Source organism: Pinisolibacter sp. DMC19, assembly GCF_056313985.1.
This window is the reverse complement of the sequence record NZ_JBQUZF010000010.1, coordinates 33,212-53,613: the sequence shown is the minus strand read 5'-3', so window position 1 is coordinate 53,613 and position 20,402 is coordinate 33,212. Positions and strand designations below refer to the sequence as shown.

The 20,402-nt window shown below is 70.4% G+C and carries 18 protein-coding genes; 10 read left to right on the top strand and 8 right to left on the bottom strand.

The annotated features are described in order from the left end of the window. Positions 1-6 precede the first annotated feature (6 nt). The 4 genes from ACT53U_RS18635 to ACT53U_RS18620 all read left to right on the top strand — a co-directional run bounded on the left by ACT53U_RS18635 (position 7) and on the right by ACT53U_RS18620 (position 3,717). Positions 7-1,269 carry a thiolase family protein gene (locus ACT53U_RS18635; protein WP_476157344.1) on the top strand — a complete coding sequence of 421 codons (1,263 nt, stop codon included), beginning with the start codon at positions 7-9 and terminating at the stop codon, positions 1,267-1,269. Then, on the top strand, positions 1,266-2,027 hold the full coding sequence (locus ACT53U_RS18630) for an SDR family NAD(P)-dependent oxidoreductase (RefSeq protein WP_476157342.1): 762 nt from the start codon (positions 1,266-1,268) through the stop codon (positions 2,025-2,027). Before ACT53U_RS18635 ends, ACT53U_RS18630 begins: the two co-directional genes overlap by 4 nt. Positions 2,028-2,032: 5 nt before the next feature. Beyond that, complete coding sequence (locus ACT53U_RS18625) at positions 2,033-2,473, top strand: acyl-CoA thioesterase (protein WP_476157340.1); 441 nt, start codon at positions 2,033-2,035, stop codon at positions 2,471-2,473. Between the two features lie 92 nt (positions 2,474-2,565). After that, positions 2,566-3,717, top strand: coding sequence for an ABC transporter substrate-binding protein (locus ACT53U_RS18620; protein ID WP_476157428.1), 1,152 nt, complete (start codon positions 2,566-2,568; stop codon positions 3,715-3,717). Between the two features lie 123 nt (positions 3,718-3,840). On the opposite strand, the gene wrbA is transcribed toward ACT53U_RS18620, so the two are convergent. Next, positions 3,841-4,440 carry an NAD(P)H:quinone oxidoreductase type IV gene (wrbA, locus tag ACT53U_RS18615; RefSeq protein WP_476157338.1) on the bottom strand — a complete coding sequence of 200 codons (600 nt, stop codon included), beginning with the start codon at positions 4,438-4,440 and terminating at the stop codon, positions 3,841-3,843. A 252-nt stretch (positions 4,441-4,692) separates the two neighbouring features. On the opposite strand from wrbA, the gene ACT53U_RS18610 reads away from it, so the two are divergent. Further along, positions 4,693-5,901, top strand: coding sequence for a TIGR03862 family flavoprotein (locus ACT53U_RS18610; protein ID WP_476157336.1), 1,209 nt, complete (start codon positions 4,693-4,695; stop codon positions 5,899-5,901). Positions 5,902-6,093: 192 nt separating this feature from the next. On the opposite strand, the gene ACT53U_RS18605 is transcribed toward ACT53U_RS18610, so the two are convergent. The 5 genes from ACT53U_RS18605 to ACT53U_RS18585 form a co-directional block, all read right to left on the bottom strand. Then, complete coding sequence (locus ACT53U_RS18605; RefSeq protein ID WP_476157334.1) at positions 6,094-6,702, bottom strand: DUF4202 domain-containing protein; 609 nt, start codon at positions 6,700-6,702, stop codon at positions 6,094-6,096. A 32-nt stretch (positions 6,703-6,734) separates the two neighbouring features. Further along, on the bottom strand, positions 6,735-8,318 hold the full coding sequence (gene ubiB / locus ACT53U_RS18600) for a 2-polyprenylphenol 6-hydroxylase (RefSeq protein ID WP_476157333.1): 1,584 nt from the start codon (positions 8,316-8,318) through the stop codon (positions 6,735-6,737). Between the two features lie 4 nt (positions 8,319-8,322). Further along, on the bottom strand, positions 8,323-9,165 hold the full coding sequence (ubiE, locus tag ACT53U_RS18595; protein WP_476157331.1) for a bifunctional demethylmenaquinone methyltransferase/2-methoxy-6-polyprenyl-1,4-benzoquinol methylase UbiE: 843 nt from the start codon (positions 9,163-9,165) through the stop codon (positions 8,323-8,325). 61 nt (positions 9,166-9,226) lie between these two features. Then, the gene (locus ACT53U_RS18590; RefSeq protein WP_476157330.1) at positions 9,227-9,652 is read right to left on the bottom strand and encodes an acyl-CoA thioesterase; all 426 of its coding nucleotides are present in this window, start codon (positions 9,650-9,652) and stop codon (positions 9,227-9,229) included. 120 nt (positions 9,653-9,772) lie between these two features. Further along, positions 9,773-9,988 (bottom strand): alkylphosphonate utilization protein, encoded by a 216-nt coding sequence (locus ACT53U_RS18585; protein WP_476134330.1) that lies wholly within the window; start codon positions 9,986-9,988, stop codon positions 9,773-9,775. Between the two features lie 287 nt (positions 9,989-10,275). Here ACT53U_RS18585 and ACT53U_RS18580 point away from each other — a divergent pair, with 287 nt between their 5' ends. Further along, entirely contained in the window at positions 10,276-10,488 is a 213-nt protein-coding gene (locus tag ACT53U_RS18580; RefSeq protein ID WP_476157329.1) for a hypothetical protein, read from the top strand. A gap of 144 nt (positions 10,489-10,632) precedes the next feature. Here ACT53U_RS18580 and ACT53U_RS18575 read toward each other — a convergent pair whose 3' ends face one another. Beyond that, positions 10,633-11,190, bottom strand: a complete 558-nt coding sequence (locus tag ACT53U_RS18575; RefSeq protein WP_476157328.1) for a MarR family winged helix-turn-helix transcriptional regulator — start codon at positions 11,188-11,190, stop codon at positions 10,633-10,635. 208 nt (positions 11,191-11,398) lie between these two features. Here ACT53U_RS18575 and ACT53U_RS18570 point away from each other — a divergent pair, with 208 nt between their 5' ends. From ACT53U_RS18570 to ACT53U_RS18555, 4 genes are read left to right on the top strand one after another with little or no spacing between them, the layout of a single operon-like run. Continuing rightward, positions 11,399-12,439: a branched-chain amino acid ABC transporter permease gene (locus tag ACT53U_RS18570; protein WP_476157327.1), complete on the top strand. Its 1,041-nt coding sequence runs from the start codon at positions 11,399-11,401 to the stop codon at positions 12,437-12,439. Positions 12,440-12,443: 4 nt separating this feature from the next. Then, entirely contained in the window at positions 12,444-14,210 is a 1,767-nt protein-coding gene (locus tag ACT53U_RS18565) for a branched-chain amino acid ABC transporter ATP-binding protein/permease (RefSeq protein WP_476157326.1), read from the top strand. Next, on the top strand, positions 14,207-14,923 hold the full coding sequence (locus ACT53U_RS18560; protein ID WP_476157324.1) for an ABC transporter ATP-binding protein: 717 nt from the start codon (positions 14,207-14,209) through the stop codon (positions 14,921-14,923). The genes ACT53U_RS18565 and ACT53U_RS18560 overlap by 4 nt, the downstream gene beginning before the upstream one ends. 20 nt (positions 14,924-14,943) lie before the next feature. Further along, the gene (locus tag ACT53U_RS18555) at positions 14,944-16,683 is read left to right on the top strand and encodes an acyl-CoA dehydrogenase family protein (RefSeq protein WP_476157323.1); all 1,740 of its coding nucleotides are present in this window, start codon (positions 14,944-14,946) and stop codon (positions 16,681-16,683) included. Between the two features lie 22 nt (positions 16,684-16,705). On the opposite strand, the gene ACT53U_RS18550 is transcribed toward ACT53U_RS18555, so the two are convergent. Further along, positions 16,706-20,110, bottom strand: coding sequence for an acyl-[ACP]--phospholipid O-acyltransferase (locus ACT53U_RS18550; protein WP_476157322.1), 3,405 nt, complete (start codon positions 20,108-20,110; stop codon positions 16,706-16,708). Positions 20,111-20,402: the final 292 nt, after the last annotated feature.

Below are 20,402 nucleotides of genomic sequence, written 5' to 3'. Positions count from 1 at the left end.
TCGATCATGACCACCGTTCCGGGCGCCGTCGCGCTCGCCTTCGACGACGTCTTCATCCTCGACGGCGTGCGCACGCCCTTCTGCGACTACAACGGCCGGCTCTCGACCGTGTCGCCGACCGATCTCGCCATCAAGGTCGGCCGCGAGGCGCTGAAGCGCGCCGCCGTCGATCCCGCGACCATCGGCACGGTGGTCGCCGGCAACATGGCGCAGGCGAGCTTCGACGCCTACTTCCTGCCCCGCCACATCGGCCTCTACTGCGGCGTGCCGGTGGAAGTGCCCGCCCATCTCGTCCAGCGCATCTGCGGCACGGGCGTCGAGGCGGTGGCTCAGGCCGCCGACGCGATCTCGCTCGGCCGGGTCGAGGCCGCCCTCGCCGTCGGCACCGAGTCGATGAGCCGCAATCCGGTCGCCGCCTATACCCATCGAAACGGCTTCCGCATGGGCCAGATCGAGTTCAGGGACTTCCTGTGGGAGAGCCTGCTCGACACCGCCTGCCACACCACGATGGGCGGTACGGCGGAGAACCTGGCGAAGAAGCACGGCATTACCCGCGAGGCGGTCGACGCCTTCGCCGCCCGCTCCTTCGCCCGCGCGCTGAAGGCGCGCGAGGAGGGCTTCTTCGACGACGAGATCGTCGCGGTCACCGACGAGACCTTCGAACGCGACGGCTTCGATCCCCGCGCGATCAAACTGCCGAAGAGGGGCGACGTCGTCACGGAGGACGACCACGTCCGTCCCTCGCCGATCGAGATGCTGGCGAAGATCCGCCCCGCCTTCGGCGGCGTCCAGACCGGTGGCAACTCCTCGGCGATCGTCGACGGCGCCGCCGCCGTGGTGCTCGCCTCGGGCAAGCGGGTCCGCGCCGAAGGGCGCCGGCCGCTCGCTCGCGTCGTCGCCGCGGCTTCCGTCGGCGTCGCGCCCGACCACATGGGCATCGGCCCGGTGCCGGCGATCCGCGCGGTCTGCGCCAAGGCCGGCATCGCCGTCGGCGAGGTCGACCGCGTCGAGATCAACGAGGCCTTCGGCGCTCAGGTCATGGCCTGCGCCATCGAACTCGGCCTCGACGAGGAGAAGCTCGACGTCAACGGCGGCGCCATCGCCATCGGCCATCCGCTCGGGGCGACCGGCGTGCGCCTGACGCTGACGGTCGCCCGCGAACTGCGCCGCCGCGGCTTGCGCTGGGGCATCGCGTCGGCCTGCATCGGCGGCGGTCAGGGCATCGCCGTCCTCGTCGAAAACCCGGAAGCGACGGGAGAGCGTCCATGAAGATCGACGGATCGATCGCGATCGTCACCGGCGGCGGCTCCGGCCTCGGCCGGGCAACCGCCGAGGCACTGGCGGCCAAGGGCGCGAAGGTCGTGATCGTCGACCGCAACGAGGCGGCGGCGACCGAGGTCGCGAGCGCGCTCGGCGGTCTGGCGATCGCCCTCGACGTGGCGGACGCGGCGGCCGCCGAGGCGGCCTTCGCCCGCATCGAGCGAGACGTCGGGACCGCCCGCATCCTCGTCAACTGCGCCGGTATCGGCATCGCCAAACGGGTGCTCGGCAAGGAGGGGCCGCAGGCGCTTTCCGACTTCGAGACGGTGATCCGGGTGAACCTCCTCGGCTCCTTCAACATGCTGCGGCTCGCGACCGCCGCGATGAGCCGGCTCGAGCCTCTGGACACCGGCGAACGCGGCGTGGTGATCAACACGGCCTCCGTCGCCGCCTTCGAGGGCCAGATCGGCCAGGCGGCCTATGCGGCGTCCAAGGGCGGCATCGTCTCGATGACCTTGCCGATCGCCCGCGAGCTCGCCCAGTTCGGCATCCGCGTCAACGCCATCGCCCCCGGCCTCTTCCTGACGCCGCTGCTGCTCTCGCTGCCCGAGGAGGCGCGCGCCTCGCTCGGCCGGTCGATCCCCTTCCCGGCGCGCCTCGGCGAGCCGTCGGAATTCGCGGCGCTCGCGGTCGCCATGGCCGAGAACGCCTATCTCAACGGTGAAGTGGTCCGCCTCGACGGCGCCCTTCGCATGCAGCCGCGGTGAGGCCGATGTTCGTCAACCGACGCAGCGTGCGGATCGAATGGGCCGACTGCGACGCCGCCGGCATCGTCTTCTATCCGCGATATTTCGCGATGTTCGACAGTTCCACCCATCACCTCTTCGAGGCGGTTGGCTGGAAGAAGCGCGATCTCATCGCCGACTTCGACATCATCGGCTACCCGATGGTCGACACCGGCGCGAAGTTCTCGGTGCCCTCGAGTTTCGGCGACGACGTGGTGATCGAGACCCGCGTCGTGAAGTTCGGCCGCTCGAGCTTCGAGATCGCCCATCGCCTGCTGCGACCCGGCCCCGACGGCGGCGAGATCGTCGCCATCGAGGCGCGCGAGGTCCGCGTCTGGGCCGGCCGCGATCCCGACGATCCCAAGAAGATGAAGCCGAAGGCGATCCCGGACGAGGTGATCCGCCGGCTCTCGACCCCGAACGGCTGACCCGCCGGCGGACGCATTCGGGCGACTGGCGCGAGAAGATGCCGGCGCCCTCGAGGAAACGCGAAAGAGGAGGAACTCCCGTGACCGATCGCATGTCGCAGTTCTCGCGACGGGCCCTGCTGGGCGCCGTCTTCGCCGTCGGCCTCGCCGCTCCTGCGCTCGCCGACGCGCCGGTCATCAAGGTCGGCGTGACCATCTCGACGACCGGGCAGGGGGCCGCCCTCGGCATCCCCGAGAAGAACACGCTCGAAGTGGTCGCCAAGGACTACGGCGGAGCGAAACTCGAGATCGTCCAGCTCGACGACGCCGGCGATCCGACCAACGCCACCACCAATGCCCGCCGCCTCGCCACCGAGGACAAGGTCGACATCCTGATCGGCTCCTCGGTCACCCCCGCCACCATCGCGGTGGCCGGCGTCGCCTTCGAGGCGGCGCTGCCGCATTTCGCCCTCTCGCCGATGCCCTTCCAGCCGGGTCGCGAGAAATGGACCTTCGTCATGCCCCAGCCGGTGCCGCTGATGGCCAAGGGCCTGTTCGAGAACATGAAGGCCAAGGGCGTCAAGCGCGTCGGCATCATCGGCTTCTCCGACAGCTGGGGCGATCTCTGGGTCAAGGAGTTCAAGGCCTCGGCCGTGCCGATGGGCCTCGAGATGGTCGCCGACGAACGCTACGCCCGCGCCGACACCTCGGTCGCAGGCCAGGTGCTGAAGCTGGTCGCCTCGCGTCCCGACGCGGTGCTGGTCGGCGCTTCCGGTACCGCCGCGGCGCTGCCGGTCATCGGCCTGCGCGAACGCGGCTTCACCGGGCCGATCTACCAGACCCACGGCGCCGTCACCCGCGACTTCATGCGCATCGCCGGCAAGTCGGCCGAGGGCGTGATCTTCACCGCCGGCCCGGTGGTCGCCGCCGACGCGCAGGACGCTTCCGCCCTGACGAAGGCGCCGGGCGTCGCCTATACGACGGCCTACGAGGCGAAGTTCGGCGCCGGCTCGGTGACGCAGTTCGGTGCCCACATGAACGACGTCTTCGAACTCCTGAAGCGCGTCGTGCCCGTGGCGCTGAAGACCGCCAAGCCCGGCACCCAGGAGTTCCGCGAGGCGATCCGCGCCGCGCTCGAGAGCGAGAAGGAACTCGCCGCGAGCCAGGCGGTCTACAACTACTCCGCCACCGACCACTACGGCGTCGACGATCGCGGCCGCATCCTCATCACCGTCAAGGACGGCAACTGGGCGATCGTGAAGTGACCTCCTCCCTCGCCGACCGGCGAGGGCTTTCCCCCCGAGACGAAACTGCCCCGCGCCGGTTTCCCGACGCGGGGCATTTTTCTTGGGGGACCCGTCCGGCGGCGCGGGCCGCCGGAAGCCGCATCACTTCGCCAGCTTGCCGGCGATCTCGGCGACGTGACGGCCCTGGAAGCGGGCGGCGTCGAGCTCGACCTTGGAGGGCTGACGCGAGCCGTCGCCGTCCGAGATGGTGGAGGCGCCGTAGGGCGAGCCGCCCTTGATCTCGTCGACGCCCATCTGGCCGGCGAAGGAATAGGGCAGGCCGACGACCACCATGCCGTGATGCAGCAGGGTCGGCATGAAGCCGAGGATGGTCGATTCCTGACCGCCGTGCTGGGTCGCCGACGACGTGAAGATCGAACCGACCTTGCCGATCAGCTTGCCGGTGAACCACAGACCGCCGGTCTGGTCGATGAAGGAACGCATCTGCGAGGCGACGGTGCCGAAGCGGGTCGGCGCGCCGAAGATGATGGCGTCGTATTCCGGCAGCTCGTCGACGGTGGCGATCGGCGCGGCCTGGTCGAGCTTGAAGTGGGCGCCCTTGGCGACCTCTTCCGGAACGGTCTCCGGCACGCGCTTCACCACGACCTCGGCGCCGGCCGCACGGGCGCCCTCGGCGACGGCGTTCGCCATCGTCTCGAGGTGGCCGTAAGAGGAATAGTAGAGAACGAGGACCTTGGTCATGGGGATCTCCGGGGCGCGTCGCGCCGTCTTCGAGGGGGGGATCTTGTCGTTGCGGCGGGGCAGGCCGCGGCTCGATCGGGAGAATGACTTAGGTCGCCTTCGATGCCCATCCCCGGCCTGGCGAATGGATCGTTCGACGATAGGAAACGATGACGGTTCGTCGTCGGAGCTTGCGTCGGCGGCCCCGATGGAGGATCAAGCCTCCATGGCCGCCGGAATCGTTTCGGTCCGGACCGTGCCGGAGGGATCGGAATGAGCGACGTGGTGGTGATCGGCGGTGGGCCGGCGGGTCTGATGGCGGCGGACGTGATCGCGACGGCGGGCCATCGCGTCACCATCGTCGACCGGATGCCCTCCTTCGGCCGCAAGCTCCTGATGGCCGGCCGCGGCGGGCTGAACCTCACCCATTCCGAACCGCTCGACCGACTGCTGACGCGCTACGGCGAGGCGGTGTTCCGCCTGCGCGGCGCCATCATGGCCTTCCCGCCCGAGGCGCTGCGCGCTTTCGCCGCCGATCTCGGCGAGGAGACCTTCGTCGGCTCGTCGGGCCGCGTCTTCCCCAAGTCGTTCAAGGCCTCGCCGCTGCTGCGCGCCTGGGGGAAGCGTCTCGCCGACCTCGGCGTGACCAGCCGCACCCGCCTGCGCTGGACCGGCTTCGCCGAGGGCGTGCCGGTCTTCCGCGACGCCGCCGGCAACGAGGAGCGGCTCCCCGCCGACGCGGTCGTCCTGGCGCTCGGCGGCGCCAGCTGGCCGCGCCTCGGCTCGGACGGCGGCTGGACCAAGGTCCTCGAGGATCTCGGCATCGCGGTCGCGCCGCTCACGCCGACCAACTGCGGCTTCGACGTCGCCTGGACCGACATCTTCCGCGACCGTTTCGAGGGTTCGCCGTTGAAGCGCGTGGCGATCCGGCTCGACGACGAGGTCTCGATCGGCGAGGCGATGGTGACGCGCCGCGGCCTCGAGGGCGGGGCGATCTATCCGCTGTCGGCGGCGATCCGCGACCGCATCGCCGCGGAAGGCTCGGCGACGGTGATCTTCGACCTGCGCCCCGGCGTCGCGGCGGAGGAGATCGCCCGCTCGATCGGCGATGCCCGCAAGGGCGACAGCATGGCCAACGTCCTGCGCAAGAACGCCGGCCTCGCCCCCGTCGCCGCGGGTCTCCTGCGCGAGGGCGCCGGCGGCAGGCTGCCGACCGCGCCGGACGACCTCGCCGCGCTGGTCAAGGCGGTGCCGATCCGCATCTCCGGCATGGCGCCGCTCGACAAGGCGATCTCCTCGGCCGGCGGCATCCGCTTCGACGAGGTCGACGCCCGTTTCATGCTGAAGAAGCAGCCGGGCGTCTTCGTCTGCGGCGAGATGCTCGACTGGGAGGCGCCGACCGGCGGCTACCTGCTGCAGGCCTGTTTCTCGACGGGACGTGCGGCGGGCGAGGGCGTGGTGGCGCGGCTCGCGGCGGGCTGAGGCGGGGCGGCGAGGTCGGTGCACGGGTGCGCGATGCTTCGAGACGGGCGACCGGCGGCCGCCCTCCTCAGCATGAGGCGTCCGTTTTCTTGTTTCGATACAACCACATACGCCTCATGCTGAGGAGGCGCTCGAAGAACGCCGTCTCGAAGCATCGCGCACGGACAAATCACGCCGGCCGAATCGACGGCGTCACACCCCGGTGACAGCCTTCACCGTCAGCGCCTGCAACCGTTCCGGCAGCGACGGCACCAGCTCGAGCGCCGCGGCGTGGCCGGCCTCGGACATCTTGGCCCAGGTCTTGGCGACGATGTCGACGATCTTCTCGTCGGTGTATTTGGCGCCGAAGGCGGCGAACTCGTGCTCGAGGAAGACCAGCGCGGCGCAGTCTTCGACGAGCTGTGCGTCCGGATCGCGCTTCAGCCGCTCCTTGCGGACGATCGAACCGACCCGCGCGATCTCGTTCTCGCTCCAGCCGGTCTCGGCCATCAGCCGCCCGACGACCTCGGCGTGATGGATCTTCAGCGCGTTGCGCCAGGCGAAATAGCCGGGCTTGTCCATCGGATACGACCCGCGCGGCATGTCGAAGCGGCGGACGTGCTGGGCGCGCGCGGCGATGCGGACGAGGTCGGAGGCCTCCGGTGAGAGCGTCGCCAGCCGCGCCGTCATGCGTTCGCCGTAGACGAGGGCCTGCGGTCGCATCGCGCCGCCGTCGTCGATCGTGGTCGGATCCTGTGCGTTCTCGGCGTCGATCCGGGCGAAGACGGCGGCGAGCCGGTCGGCGGGAGCGTTGGTCGTCAAAGGCAGGATCCTTTCCCGAAACCGCGCGGCGGTCAGACGAAGAGGGCGAGCGCGAGGACGGCGAGCGAGACGGCGCCGACGACGAGGGCGAAGCGCTCGACCCGGCCGTGACGGCGGTCGGCACGGGCGATCGCCTCGACCGTCTCGGCATCGAGCCGGATGCCGCCGTCGGCCCAGCGCGCGGCGGCGTCCGATACCGTCTCCAGCCGTTCGGCGAGCCGCGGCAGGGCGAGGGCCAGCCGGCCGGCGGCGCCGGCGGAAGAGGCGACGTCGGCGATGCGGGCGGTCGGGCCGAGGTTCTTCTCGACCCATTCGCGCACGACGGGTTCGCTGACCGCCCAGATGTCGAGGTCGGGATCGAGCACGCGCGCGACGCCCTCGACCACCACCATCGTCTTCTGCAGCAGGATCAGCCGCGGCTGCGTCTTCATGTCGAAGACGTCGGTGTATTCGAAGAGCTGACCGAGCAGGCCCGCCATCGAGATCTCGCTCGGCGGCCGGTCGCGCAAGGGCTCGCCGACGGCGCGCAGCGCCTGGGCGAAGACCTCGAGCTCCTGTGACGCCGGCACGTAGCCGGCCTCGAAATGGACGCGCGCCACCCGCATGTAGTCGCGGGTGATGAAGCCGTAGAGGATCTCGGCGAGGAAGCGCCGTTCGGAGGGCGCGAGGCGCCCGGTGATGCCGTAGTCGACGGCGACGAGATCGCCCTTGGCGTCGACGAACAGGTTGCCCTGGTGCATGTCGGCGTGGAAGAAGCCGTCGCGCATGGCGTGACGCAGGAAGGACTGCATCACCACCTTGGAGAGGCGGATCGGATCGTGCCCCGCCGCGGCCAACGCGTCCGGCTCGCCGAGCTTCAGCCCGTCGATCCACTCGAGCACCAGCACGTTGCGCCGGGTGCGCTCCCAGTCGACGCTCGGCACCCGGAAGTCCGGGTCGGCGGCGGTGTTCTCCGCCATTTCCGACAGCGCCGCCGCCTCGAGGCGGAGGTCCATCTCGAGCCGGACCGAGCGGGCGAGCGTGTCGACGACGGCGATCGGACGCAGCCGCCGGGTGAAGGGCGCGATCGTCTCGATCAGCCGGGCGGCGAGGTAGAAGGCGGAAAGATCGCGCCGGAAGCGCGCCTCGACGTCGGGGCGCAGCACCTTGACGGCGACGTCGCGCTCGGCCCCGTCGCGGCCGCGGATGCGGGCCTTGTGGACCTGCGCGATCGAGGCGGCGGCGACCACGTCGCCGAAGGCGAGGAAGGCTTCGGAGATCGGCTTGCCGATCGATTTCTCGACGATCGCGCGTGCCTCGTCGGAGGGGAAGGCCTCGACCCGGTCCTGCAACGCCTCGAGATCGTCGGCGAGCGTCCGGCCGATCACGTCGGGGCGGGTGGCGAGGAACTGGCCGAGCTTGATCCACGACGGACCGAGCCGGTTCAGCGCGCGGCTGGCGCGTTGCCCGCGCGAGACGCCCTCGGCGTCGCGGCGCTCGACGAGCGAGACGGCCCACAGTCCGAGACGGGCGAGCGGCGGCGGATCGGGCGGGGCGACGGCAGTGACGACACCCTCGCGGGCCAGAACCCAGCCGGCGCGCGCGAGCAGGAACAGCGAACCGATCACCCGAGCCATCGCGTCAGATCTTCCAGCCGGAATGGATCGCGGCGATGCCGCCGGTGAGGTTGGTGTAGTCGACGCGCGAGAAGCCGGCGTCGCGGATCATCTCGGCGAACTTCTCCTGGGTGGGGAAGCGCCGGATCGATTCCACCAGATAGCGATAGGGTTCGCCGTCGCCGGCGATCACCTTGCCCATCAAGGGGATCAGATTGAAGGAGAAGGCGTCGTAGATCTTGTCGAGGCCGGGGATCACCACCTGCGAGAACTCGAGCACCAGGATGCGTCCGCCCGGCTTGAGCACGCGGTAGGCCTCGGAGAGCGCCTTGTCGATGCGCGGCACGTTGCGGATGCCGAAGGCGATCGTATAGGCGTCGAAGCGGTTCGCCTCGAAGGGCAGTTCCTCGGCATTGGCCTCGACGAAGTCGAGATTGTCGGAGAGCCCGCGCTTCTCGGCGCGCTCGCGGCCGACACCCAGCATCGAGCCGTTGATGTCGGAAACGGTGACCTTGGCCTTGCGGTCGGACTTCTCGACGATGCGGAAGGCGATGTCGCCGGTGCCACCGGCCATGTCGAGCGATTCCCACGGGCGCCGGCCGATCTTCGGCGGCGACAGTTTCGACACCATCGCGTCCTTCCACAGCCGGTGCAGGCCGCCCGACATGACGTCGTTCATGATGTCGTAGCGGGTGGCGACCTTGTGGAAGACGTCGTCGACGAGGTGCTGCTTCTCCTCGAGCGGCACTTCGCGGAAGCCGAAGGAGGCGGTGGAGCCGCCCCCGGTTCCGCCCGTCTCGCCGATCGCCGGCCCTTCGGCGGCGGCGCGGTTCGAGGTGGCGGCGGCGGCGGCGGGATCGTGCGACATGGACTGGCTCCGTTGGTGCGCCGGACCATAGCCGATGCACGCGCACGACGCCAATCGTCCGTCACCCCTCACCGCGACGAAGGCCCTCCAACCGGGCGACGGCGTCTTCGGGCAGCGCCGTCGAGCGCCGCGTCGCGTCGTCGACCAGCACGACGACCGAGACGCCGCGGGCGCAGAGCCGGCCGTCCTGGAAGATGCCCTGCTCCAGCGCGATCGACGAGCGGCCGACCTTGGTGACGGCGGTGCCGATCTCGACCGTGCCGGGCCAGTGGATCTCGGCGACGAGATCGATCTCGAGCCGCGCCAGAACGAAGGAGCGCCCGGGCGCGAGCAGCCCCTTGTCGGCGTCGAGGATCAGCTCGACCCGACCGGTCTCGAGGAAGGTGGCGAAGACGGCGTTGTTGACGTGGCCCTGACGATCGGTGTCGCCGTAGCGCAGCTTGTCGAAGGCGCGGACGGGATAGGCGTCGAGGGTCGGCGTGGTCATCGCGGGCTCCGGTCGGCGGCGCAGCATAGCGCCGCCGCCATCATCGCCTCGGGCGTGCCCTGCCCGTCAAGAGCCTGACGTGTTCGGTAGGCGCCCATCGCAGCGAGGGCGCCCGTCGGCTCACGCCTTCTTGAGGAACTCGACGCGCAGGACGAGGCCCTTCACCTTCTCGGCGTTGCACTCGATCAGGTCGGTGTCGTCGGTCAGGCGGATGTTCTTGACGAGCGTGCCGCGCTTGAGCGTCACCGAGGTGCCCTTGACCTTGAGATCCTTGATCAGGGTGACGCTGTCGCCGTCCTTGAGGACGTTGCCGTTGGAATCGCGGGTTTCGGACATGTTTGGCCTCTCGAAATGTCGGTGCCGCTCCCTCGCACAAGGCGCCGCCGCTGTCGACCCGGCGACGCGAACAATCGCCGCGCGTGCCCCGGGAAACCGCCGATCCGAACCGTCTCCGCCACCTCGGGGATGCGGTACACGAGAACGCACGCGACCCGCACGCGAACGTGATCACATCCGGGCTGTTCATTTACGAATCGTCAACCATCTGCCCAAGTCCGGGGAGACGCTTAAATCGATTCGAAGCATGATCTCCCCCTGGTCGAGAGACCCCATGGAGGTGGCCAATGAACAGGACCTCGAAGTCTGTCGCCCTCCTCTCCGCTCTCGCCGTGGTCGGCGTGTCCGCACTCGCCGTCGCACGGGACGAGGCGCCGATGCCGGGTGATCGCGCCGGGTCGTCCCTCGGGACGATCGATTCCTGCCCGCCCTCCGCCTGCACGATCGTCTGGCGGACCGACAAGGGCGGCCCGCCCTCGACGGTCGTCGCGGTCGACTGACGCCGAAGCATTGCAATCCGTCCGCCTTTCGCCCGTTCCCCCCCTGGATTCCGACCCGGGCGCGAGATGCGACGACGGCCAGCCGGCGGCGAGGAGGCCCCCTCGCCGCCGGCTCGCCGGCTCTGCGATGTTCGATGAAGGCGATCAGTCGATCCGGGCGAGGCGTCTCAGAAACCCGACCAGCGTCTCGCGGCCGCCCTCTCCGAGGAAGGCGCCGAGATCGATCTCCTGCTGTGCCTGTTCGGCGCGAGCGGTCGCCAGCAGCTTCTCGCCGGCTTCCGTCAGCACGACCGCATGGCTGCGCCGGTCGGTGGTCGAGCGCGTGCGCTCGGCGAGACCCCGACGTTCCAACTCGTCGAGCATGGCGACGAAATTCGGCCGCTGGATGCCCAGCGCCGCCGCGATCTCCGACTGTTTGCGGCCCGGATTGTCGCCGATCACCAACAGCACCGAATATTGCGCCGGCTTCAGATCGAGCCGTGCGAAGCGCCGTGCGAAATCCTCGAAGACCGCGAGCTGCGCCCGCCTGAGCGTGTAGCCGATCACGCCGTCGAGCCCCGACAGGTCGAGATCGCCCGACGCCGCGCTCGTCTCCCCCGCCTCCTCGATCTCGTCGATCGCACCGCGCGCCGGCACGCGCCGCGGCCGGCGGCCCTTGGGCACGCCCTCGGCGGGGCGGGGGGCGGTCTCGTGCATGCTCATCGAAGGCCTCTCGGACGCGTCGTCCGATCTTTCCGTCATGTCTCGTCTTGCTCTTATACGGGATAATAGTTATGCTGTATATCAAATAAGAACGAGAACATCGGGAGGGGCGTCTCGTCCCCGGACATCGCGAGAATCCGCCGTTTCACGAGGCCTTCGCTTCGTGGAGACGGTCCCGTGCGGGATGAACCACGAGGGGGCGAAGCCGGTGGACGGCACGATTCTGCTCTTCCTTCTGCAGGACGGTATCACGAACGGGGCGATCTACGCGCTCCTGGGCCTCGCCCTCGTGCTGGTCTTCGCGGTCACGCGCGTCGTCTTCATCCCGCAAGGGGAATTCGTCGCCTTCGGCGCCCTGACGCAGGCCCTGCTCGAGGCCGGCAAGCTGCCCGGCACGGTCTGGCTCCTGGCCGGTTTCGGCGTCGCCGCCTTCGTCTTCGACATGGTCGCCGCGGTGCGCGAAGGGGCGATCGGCCGCCGGCTCGGGCCTGCCGTCCTCTTCGACCTGGCGCTGCCCGGCGCCGTCGTCGCGGCGACCTTCGCGATCGCCGGCCGGGGCTACGGCCCCGCCGTCCATTTCGCCCTGACGCTGGCGCTCGTCACGCCGCTCGGGCCGCTCCTCTACCGCGTCGTCTTCATGCCGATCGCCGGCGCCTCGGTGCTGACGCTGATGATCACCGCCGTCGGCGTCCATCTGGCGCTGGTCGGCCTCGGCCTCGTCTTCTTCGGCGCCGAGGGCCTGCGCGCGCCGGCGATCTCCGACGCCATGGTGACGGCCGGGCCGCTCCTGATCACCGGTCAGTCGATCGCGGTCTATGCCCTCACCGCCGTCACCATCGTCGCGCTCTGGCTGTTCTTCGAAAGGTCGCTGTGGGGCAAGGCCTTGCGCGCCACCGCGGTCAACCGCCTCGGCGCCCGCCTCGTCGGCATCCGCACGTCGTTTGCCGGCAAGCTCGCCTTCGCGCTCGCCGCGTTGATCGGCGCGCTCTCCGGCATCCTCGTCGCCCCCCTCGCCACGATCTACTACGACACCGGTTTCATCATCGGTCTCAAGGGCTTCGTCGCCGCGATCGTCGGCGGGCTGGTCAGCCATCCGCTGACCGCCGCGGCGGCGCTGGGCGTCGGCATCGTCGAGGCGCTCGCCTCCTTCTACGCCTCCGACATGAAGGAGATCGTCGTCTTCATGCTGGTGATCCCGGTGCTGCTGTGGCGCTCCTTCGGGCAGCCCCACGTCGAAGAGGAGGATTGAGGCCATGAACCCGCGCCATGTCTTCCTCGCCTTCGTCGGCTTCCTCGCCGTCGTGCCGCTCGTGCCCTTCGTGCCGGTCTTCTGGATCGGGCTCCTGGGCAACGTCGGCCTCGCCGCCCTCGTCGCCATGGGGCTGGTGTTGCTCACTGGCGTCGGCGGCATGACCTCCTTCGGCCAAGCCGCCTTCTGCGGCTTCGGCGCCTATGCGACCGCGGTGCTGACGACACGGTACGGCTGGTCGCCCTGGGCGGGCCTGCCGGTGTCGCTCGCGGTCTCCGGCGCCGTCGCCTGGGTGCTGGGGCTGATCACCGTGCGGCTCTCCGGCCACTTCCTGCCGCTCGGCACGCTCGCCTGGGGCCTCTCGCTCTATTACCTCTTCGGCAAGATCGAGCTCCTCGGCCGCCACGACGGCATCTCCGGCGTCCCGCCGCTGGAGATCGCCGGCCATGCGCTGACCGATCCGCGCGCCGTCCACTTCGTGATCTGGGGCGCGGTGATCGGCGCGGCGATCCTGACGACGCATCTCCTCGACGGCCGCATCGGCCGCGGCATCCGCGCCCTGCGCAAGGGCCAGATCGCGGCCGAGGCCTTCGGCATCGACGCGAGCCGCACCAAGCTCGTCGTCTTCGTCTGGGCAGCGCTGCTCGCCAGCCTGTCGGGTTGGCTCTACGCCCATGTCCAGCGCACCGTGACGCCCTCGCCCTTCGGCCTCAATGCCGGCATCGAATATCTCTTCATGGCGGTGGTCGGCGGTTCCGGCCAGATCTGGGGTGCGGTGGTCGGTGCCGGTCTGGTGACGCTGCTGAAGGAGGCGCTGCAGCGCCTCGTGCCCGCGGTCGTCGGCACCTCGATGCAGCTCGAGGGCGTCGTCTTCGGCCTCGTCCTCGTCGTCCTCCTCCAGGTCGCCCGCGACGGCGTCTGGCCGCATCTGGCGACGCTCCTCGACCAGCGTCCGAAGACCGCGCCGCAGACGGCCGATCCGCTCGCCCGCCGGACGATCGACCACGCCCGCAAGACGCCGCTCCTGGTGCTCGAGGCGGCGCGCAAGCAGTACGGCGGCCTGACCGCGGTCAACGACGTGTCGTTCCGGGTCGGCCGCGGCGAGATCGTCGCCCTGATCGGCCCCAACGGCGCCGGCAAGAGCACGACCTTCAACCTCATCACCGGCGTGACCCGGCTGACCGCCGGCCGCGTCGCCTTCGACGGCGCCACGATCTCCGGCACCGGGCCGCAGGCGATCGCCGGTCGTGGCGTCGCCCGCACCTTCCAGCACGTCAAGCTGGAGCCCGAGATGACCGTGCTCGAGAACGTCGCCATGGGCGCTCACCTGCGCGGCCGGGCCGGGCTCCTCGCCACGCTGCTGCGCCTCGACCGGCGCGACGAGGCGCGGCTGCTCAAGGAAGCGGCGATCCAGATCGAACGCGTCGGCCTCGCCGAGCACATGACGAAACCGGCGGGATCGCTGGCGCTCGGCCAGCAGCGCGTCGTCGAGATCGCCCGCGCGCTCGCCATGGACCCCGAGCTGCTGCTGCTCGACGAACCCGCCGCCGGTCTCAGACACTTCGAGAAGGAGGCACTCGCCGAGCTTCTGAAGAAACTGCGTGCCGAGGGCATGAGCGTGCTGCTGGTCGAGCACGACATGGGCTTCGTCATGGGGCTGACCGACCACATCGTGGTGCTCGACTTCGGCACCAAGATCGCCGAAGGCCCGCCCGAGGTCATCAAGACCCATCCGGCGGTGCTCGAAGCCTATCTCGGAGGTGCGGCATGACCGACGCGCTGCTCGAAGTCACCTCCGCCGCCGTCGCCTACGGCAAGGTCCAGGCGGTACGCGGCGTCTCGCTCGCGGTCCGTGCCGGCGAGATCGTCACGGTGATCGGTGCCAACGGTGCCGGCAAGTCGACGCTGCTCAACGCCACCATGGGCGCCCTGCCGCTCGCATCCGGGTCGATCCGCTTCGCCGGGCAGGACGTCGGCCGTCTCGGCGTCGAGGAACGCGTCGCCCTCGGCCTCTGTCTGGTGCCGGAGCGGCGCGAGCTCTTCTCCACCATGACGGTCGAGGACAATCTGGTGCTCGGCGGCTTCCGCGTGCCGCGCGCCGTTGCCCGCGACACGATCGCCGAGGTCTACGACCGCTTCCCGCGCCTCAAGGAGCGCCGCGACCAGCTCGCCGGCACCATGTCGGGCGGCGAACGCCAGATGCTGGCGATGGGCCGCGCGCTGATGAGCCGGCCGAAGCTGCTGATGCTCGACGAGCCGAGCCTCGGCCTCGCGCCGCGCATCGTTGCCGACATCTTCCGCATCGTCGCCGATCTCAGGGCCTCGGGCGTCGCGATCCTGCTGGTCGAGCAGAACGCCCGGGCGGCGCTCGCGAGCGCCGACCACGCCCACGTGATGGAACTCGGCGAGGCGATCGCCTCCGGGCCCGCCGCCGATCTCGCCCGCGACGACCGCATCGTCGAAAGCTACCTCGGCTTCCACTGAGCCGGCAGAGGAGATCGCCCATGAGCTGGCGCGCCCCCGTCGAAGACATCCTCTTCACCCTGACCGCGATCGCCCCCGGCCCCGGCGGCGAACCGGCGATGGACCGCGACGACCTCGTCGCCATCCTCGAGGAGGCGGCGAAGTTCTGCGAAGACCGGATCGACCCGCTCGACCGCGTCTCCGACACCGTCGGTGCCGCCTGGTCCGACGGCCGCGTCGCCACGCCGCCGGGCTTCCGCGAGGCCTATGCCGACTGGGCGGCGGCCGGCTGGAACGGGGTCGCGCAACCGGAAGCCTTCGGCGGCTCCGGCCTGCCGACGGCGGTCGGCACCGCGACGATGGAGATGCTGACCTCGGCCTGCATGGCGCTGTCGACCCTGCCGGTGCTGAGCCAGGGTGCGGCCGACGCGCTCGAGGCCCATGCCTCCGACGCGATCAAGGCGACGTATCTGCCCAATCTCGTCGCCGGCACCTGGACCGGCACGATGAACCTGACCGAACCGCAGGCGGGCTCCGACCTCGCGCTGCTCCGGACCAGGGCGGTGCCCGCCGGCGACGGCACCTATCGGATCACCGGCCAGAAGATCTTCATCACCTTCGGCGAGCACGATCTGGCGGAGAACATCCTCCATCTGGTGCTGGCGCGGCTCCCCGACGCGCCGGCCGGCGTCAAGGGCATCTCGCTCTTCCTGGTGCCGAAGCGCTTCGTCGGCGACGACGGCTCGCTCGGGGCCGAGAACGACGTCCGCTGCGCCGGCATCGAGCACAAGCTCGGCATCAAGGGGTCCCCCACCTGCACCATGGTCTTCGGTGACCAAGGCGGCGCGACCGGCTGGCTGATCGGCCGCGAGAACGAGGGCCTCGCCTGCATGTTCACGATGATGAACAAGGCAAGGCTGGCGACCGGGCTCCAGGGCGTCGCCATCGCCGAGAAGGCGACGCAGAAGGCCCGTGCCTACGCCCTCGAGCGGCGGCAGGGCCGCGCCGAGGGCTTCCCCGCCCCGGCGCCGATCGCCGCCCACCCGGACGTCGCCCGCACGCTTTCCCGGATGCAGGCGCTGACCGCGGCGGCGCGCGCCATCGCCTATTGCGCCGCGACCGCCATCGACCGCGCCCGCGCGGCCCCGACCGCGGAAGCCCGCGCAGCCGCGGATCTCCGCGCCGGGCTGCTGACCCCAATCGTCAAGGCGTTCTCGACCGATGTCGGTTGCGAGGTCGCATCCCTCGGGGTGCAGATCCACGGCGGCATGGGCTTCATTGAGGAGACGGGCGCCGCCCGGCTCTTCCGCGACATCCGCATCGCCCCGATCTACGAGGGCACCAACGCCATCCAGGCGATCGACCTCGTCATGCGCAAGATCGGCCGCGACGGCGGCGCCGACGTCGCCCGCCTGATCGCCGAGGCGCGCGCCGACGTCGACGCCGGCCGGGCGATCCTCGGCGCGTCGGCCGCCCGTCTCGACGCGGCGCTCGACGCGCTGGAGACGGCGACGGCGCATCTCCTCGCGGGCGAGACGAAGGACGCCGATCGCCTCCTCGTCGCCCAGACCCATCTCCGCCTCTTCGGCCTCGCGCTCGGCGGCGCACTGCTGACCCGAGGCGCGGTCGCGGCCGGCGCCGAGGAGGCGGAGACCAAATGGAGCCGCATGGCGCGGATCTTCGCCGAGGATCTGGCGGTCGAGGCGCCGAGCCTTCTCGCCCGCATCGTCTCGCCGCACGCCCGCCTCGACGACTACCGCGCCCTCGCCGGCCTCGCCTGAGGCCGGCGGCGCGATCCGTCGATCAACCCTCCGCCGCCTTGGCGGCGAAGGTCTCGCGCACCATGCGGGTGACGGTGAGGTGGTCGGTCTTGCCGGTGCCGAGCAGCGGCATCGTCTCCCAGACGGCCACTTCCGACGGGATCATCAGTTCCGACGCGCCGATCGAACGTGCCGCCGCCTGGATGTCGGCGCGGGTGGCGTTGGCCTGGGTCGTCACCAGGATCACCCGTTCGCCCTTCTTCGGGTCCGGCACCGAGGCGGCCGAGGCCGGGGCGTCGGGCCAGGCGATCGCCGCGAGCTTCTCGATCGCCGCCAGCGACACCATCTCGCCGCCGAGCTTGGCGAAGCGCTTGGCGCGGCCGAGGATGGTGACGAAGCCGTCGGCGTCGATCGAGACGATGTCGCCGGTGTCGTGGCGGCCGTTCGCCGGCGGCTCCAGCACGCCCGGCGCCTCGGCGCGGAGATAGCCGAGCATGACGTTCGGCCCCTCGAGATGGAGGCGTCCGCCGATCGCGACGCCGGGCACCGGCTCTAGCGTCGGCACCATGCCGGGCAGCAGCCGGCCGACCGTGCCGAAGCGGTTGAACATCGGCGTGTTGAGCGCAACGACCGGCGCCGTTTCGGTGACGCCGTAGCCCTCGAGGATGCGCAGGCCGAACTTCTCCATCCAGGTCCGCCGCGTCGTCTCCTTCACCGGCTCGGCGCCGGCCACGACGTAGCGCAGCGAGCGGAAGTCGTAGGGGTGGGCGGCGCGGGCATAGCCGGCGAGGAACGTGTCGGTGCCGAAGAGGATCGTGGCGTTGAAGCCGTAGACCAGTTCCGGCACCACCCGGTAGTGGAGCGGCGAGGGATAGAGGAACACCGGCACGCCGGAGACCAGCGGCAGCACCAGACCCGCCGTCAGGCCGAAGGAATGGAAGATCGGCAGCACGTCGAGCACCTTGTCGGCGCGGCCGAAGTCGATGCGGGCGGCCGCCTGTGCGGTGTTGGCCAGCATGTTGCGCGACGACAGCACGACGCCCTTGGGGGTGCCCTCGGAACCGGACGTGAAGAGCACCGCCACCCGGTCGTCGGGCCCACGCCGCACGATCGGCCGCTTCCAGAACAGCAGGGCGCGGAGCTTGTCGAACGTGCCGATGGTGCCGCGCACGTCCTCGAGGAAGAGGAAGGCGACCTGCCCCGACAGCGCCTCGATGAGCGGCGCCAGACGGGCCTTCTCGACGAAGGCGCGCGAGGTGACGATGGTGCCGATCTCCGCCGCCTTCACCGCCGCGCCGATGTTGGCGGCGCCCGCGGTGAAGTTGATCATCGCCGGCACGCGGCCGGCCGAGTGGATGCCGAAGAAGGCGGCGACCGCGGCATTGGCGTTGGGCATCATCAGGCCGACCGCGCCGTCGACCGGAGCGAGTGCGGCGAGCTTCTCGCCGAGCACCCGGGCGCCGATCAGCAGCTTGCGATAGGAGAGCGTGCCGGCGATCGGGTCCTCCAGCGCCACCCGCGACGGACCCTCGTGCAGGGCGGCGTCGATCAGCGCGTCGATCACCGAGCGATCGACATGGGCGGTGCGATAGAGCAGGTCCGACATCACGTCGTAGAGCGCGGAGCCAGCGGCGCGGCGGCGGGCCCGGCCCGCGAGTGTCGGGTCGACGCTGAGCGGCCGACCCGACAGCACGGTCACCCGCACCTTGGGGAACAGCCGGCGGCGCACCAGCGAGCGGTCGAGGCGCGTCAGGAAGGTCTGCTCGAGGCCTTCGATGCGGACCGGGACGACGTTCGCCCCGGTCTTGGAGGCGACGAGGCCGGCGCCGTCGTAGACCTTCATCAACGAACCGGTGACGGTGAGCCGCCCCTCGGGGAAGATGACCAGCGGATCGCCGCTCTCGACGCCGTGGATCAGCGTGCGCGTCGCCATCGGCTTCAGGGGATCGAGCGGCATGGCGCGCGCGACCTTCAGGAAGGGCTTCACCCACCACTTGCGGGCGATGCCGCTGTCGATGGCGAAGACCGGCTCGCGCTCCATCAAGGCCAGCGCCAGACCGGCGTCGAGGAAGGAGACGTGGTTCAGCGCCACCACGGTGCGCGGCCCGAGGTGCTCCAGATGCTCGGCGCCCTCGACCTCCAACCGGAAGAAGATGCGGTAGAACAGGAACAGCGCGTCGCGCATCGGATGCGACGGCAGCGTCCGCCAGGTCACGACCGAGACGACGAGGCCGACCACGCCGACGGCGATCCACACCGCCGGGAAGCTGGCACCCGAGGCCTGCGCCGCGGCCACCGCGAGCGCCGAGACCGTCATGATCGCGGCGTTGAGCACGTTGACGGCGGCGACCACCCGGGCGCGCGCCGCTTCCGGCGCCCAGCCCTGCAGGGCGGCGAAGACGGGCACGATCCACAGACCGCCGGCGACCGCCAGCACGAACATGTCGACGGCGAAGCGCCGCGTCGTCGGATCGGCAAAGGCGCCGGCGACGCCGAGCACGCCGCTGCGCGGCGCCACGTGGGCGAGCGTCCAGGCGGCGTCGATCGCGGCGCCGGCGATGATCAGCCCGGCGAGCGGCGTCGTCACCAGCACGGTGCGATGGCCCGACAGCCAGGCGGCGAGGCCGGAGCCGATGGCGATGGCGATGGCGAAGACCGCGAGCAGCAGCGTGACCAGTTCGTCGGCGCCGCCGAGCGGGCCCTTGACCACGGTCGGCAACAGCGCCAGCGCCACCGCGCCGACCGCCCAGAACCAGCTCGACGCGAGACCGGCCCACAGCAGGCGTCGGTCGGCGGCGAGATCACGCAAGAGGCCGAGGGTCGAGGCGAAGATGTTGGCGTGGATCGGCAGGCCCGGCACGCCGCGGCCGGTCATCGGCATCGTATAGGCGGCGACGACGGCACCGATCGCGAAGACGATCATGATGAAGGCGAGGCTGAGCGGATCGCCGCCTTCGGAGGCCGCCCAGCCGCCGATCACCGTGCCGATCAGGATGGCGAGGAAGGTCGCCGCCTCGATCAGCGCGTTGCCGGCCGGCAGCTCGCCCTTGTCGAGCTGGTCGGGAAGGATGCCGTACTTCACCGGCCCGAACAGCGCGGCGATGATGCCGAAGCCGAGAAGGGCGGCGAAGAGCGTCGGGATCGAGTGGAGCGCGAAGCCGGCGACTGCCAGTCCCGCCACCGGCAGCTCGGCGAGCTTCAGCCGCCGTGCCACCAGCGCCTTGTCGAAACGGTCGGCGATCTCGCCGCCGAGCGCCGAGAAGAAGAAGAACGGTGCCATCAGCGTCGCCGCCGCCAGCGCCACCAGCGGCCCCGCCGCCTCCGCCCCCAACCGCCAGAGAATGAGGAAAACCAGGGCGTTCTTCAGGAAGTTGTCGTTCAGCGCGGAAAAGAACTGACACCAGAAGAGGCCCGCGAAACGGCGGGTCGTGAGGAGGGATCGCGACATCGGGTTCGTTTCCTGCGCCCTGAATTCGGGTTTCGCCGATCCTCACTGCTTCTTCGCCGGACGCAATCCCGAAAGAGCACGGATCGTGGATTTGTTTTGAACAGCGTTCAATACGTGTGCCACGAAACCGGGCGGGGTGCAAGGGGGGAGCGGGGCGCAGGATCGGGGTGAGGCGCGAGGGGAGGAGACGCGGGCGGGAGAGCGAGGCAGATCGGGGCTGGCGCCCGGGGGGAGGAGGATCGGGTGGGTCCGGCGCGTCAGGTGGGCCGGGAGGATCGGGTCGGGCGAGACG

Excerpts from the sequence above, each read along its gene's own strand:
- ACT53U_RS18635 (WP_476157344.1), top strand. The coding sequence starts at position 7 with ATGACCACCGTTCCGGGCGCCGTCGCGCTCGCCTTCGACGACGTCTTC.
- ACT53U_RS18630 (WP_476157342.1), top strand. The coding sequence starts at position 1,266 with ATGAAGATCGACGGATCGATCGCGATCGTCACCGGCGGCGGCTCCGGC.
- ACT53U_RS18625 (WP_476157340.1), top strand. The coding sequence starts at position 2,033 with ATGTTCGTCAACCGACGCAGCGTGCGGATCGAATGGGCCGACTGCGAC.
- ACT53U_RS18620 (WP_476157428.1), top strand. The coding sequence starts at position 2,566 with ATGTCGCAGTTCTCGCGACGGGCCCTGCTGGGCGCCGTCTTCGCCGTC.
- wrbA (WP_476157338.1), bottom strand. The coding sequence starts at position 4,440 with ATGACCAAGGTCCTCGTTCTCTACTATTCCTCTTACGGCCACCTCGAG.
- ACT53U_RS18610 (WP_476157336.1), top strand. The coding sequence starts at position 4,693 with ATGAGCGACGTGGTGGTGATCGGCGGTGGGCCGGCGGGTCTGATGGCG.
- ubiB (WP_476157333.1), bottom strand. The coding sequence starts at position 8,318 with ATGGCTCGGGTGATCGGTTCGCTGTTCCTGCTCGCGCGCGCCGGCTGG.
- ubiE (WP_476157331.1), bottom strand. The coding sequence starts at position 9,165 with ATGTCGCACGATCCCGCCGCCGCCGCCGCCACCTCGAACCGCGCCGCC.
- ACT53U_RS18590 (WP_476157330.1), bottom strand. The coding sequence starts at position 9,652 with ATGACCACGCCGACCCTCGACGCCTATCCCGTCCGCGCCTTCGACAAG.
- ACT53U_RS18585 (WP_476134330.1), bottom strand. The coding sequence starts at position 9,988 with ATGTCCGAAACCCGCGATTCCAACGGCAACGTCCTCAAGGACGGCGAC.
- ACT53U_RS18580 (WP_476157329.1), top strand. The coding sequence starts at position 10,276 with ATGAACAGGACCTCGAAGTCTGTCGCCCTCCTCTCCGCTCTCGCCGTG.
- ACT53U_RS18575 (WP_476157328.1), bottom strand. The coding sequence starts at position 11,190 with ATGAGCATGCACGAGACCGCCCCCCGCCCCGCCGAGGGCGTGCCCAAG.
- ACT53U_RS18565 (WP_476157326.1), top strand. The coding sequence starts at position 12,444 with ATGAACCCGCGCCATGTCTTCCTCGCCTTCGTCGGCTTCCTCGCCGTC.
- ACT53U_RS18560 (WP_476157324.1), top strand. The coding sequence starts at position 14,207 with ATGACCGACGCGCTGCTCGAAGTCACCTCCGCCGCCGTCGCCTACGGC.
- ACT53U_RS18555 (WP_476157323.1), top strand. The coding sequence starts at position 14,944 with ATGAGCTGGCGCGCCCCCGTCGAAGACATCCTCTTCACCCTGACCGCG.
- ACT53U_RS18550 (WP_476157322.1), bottom strand. The coding sequence starts at position 20,110 with ATGTCGCGATCCCTCCTCACGACCCGCCGTTTCGCGGGCCTCTTCTGG.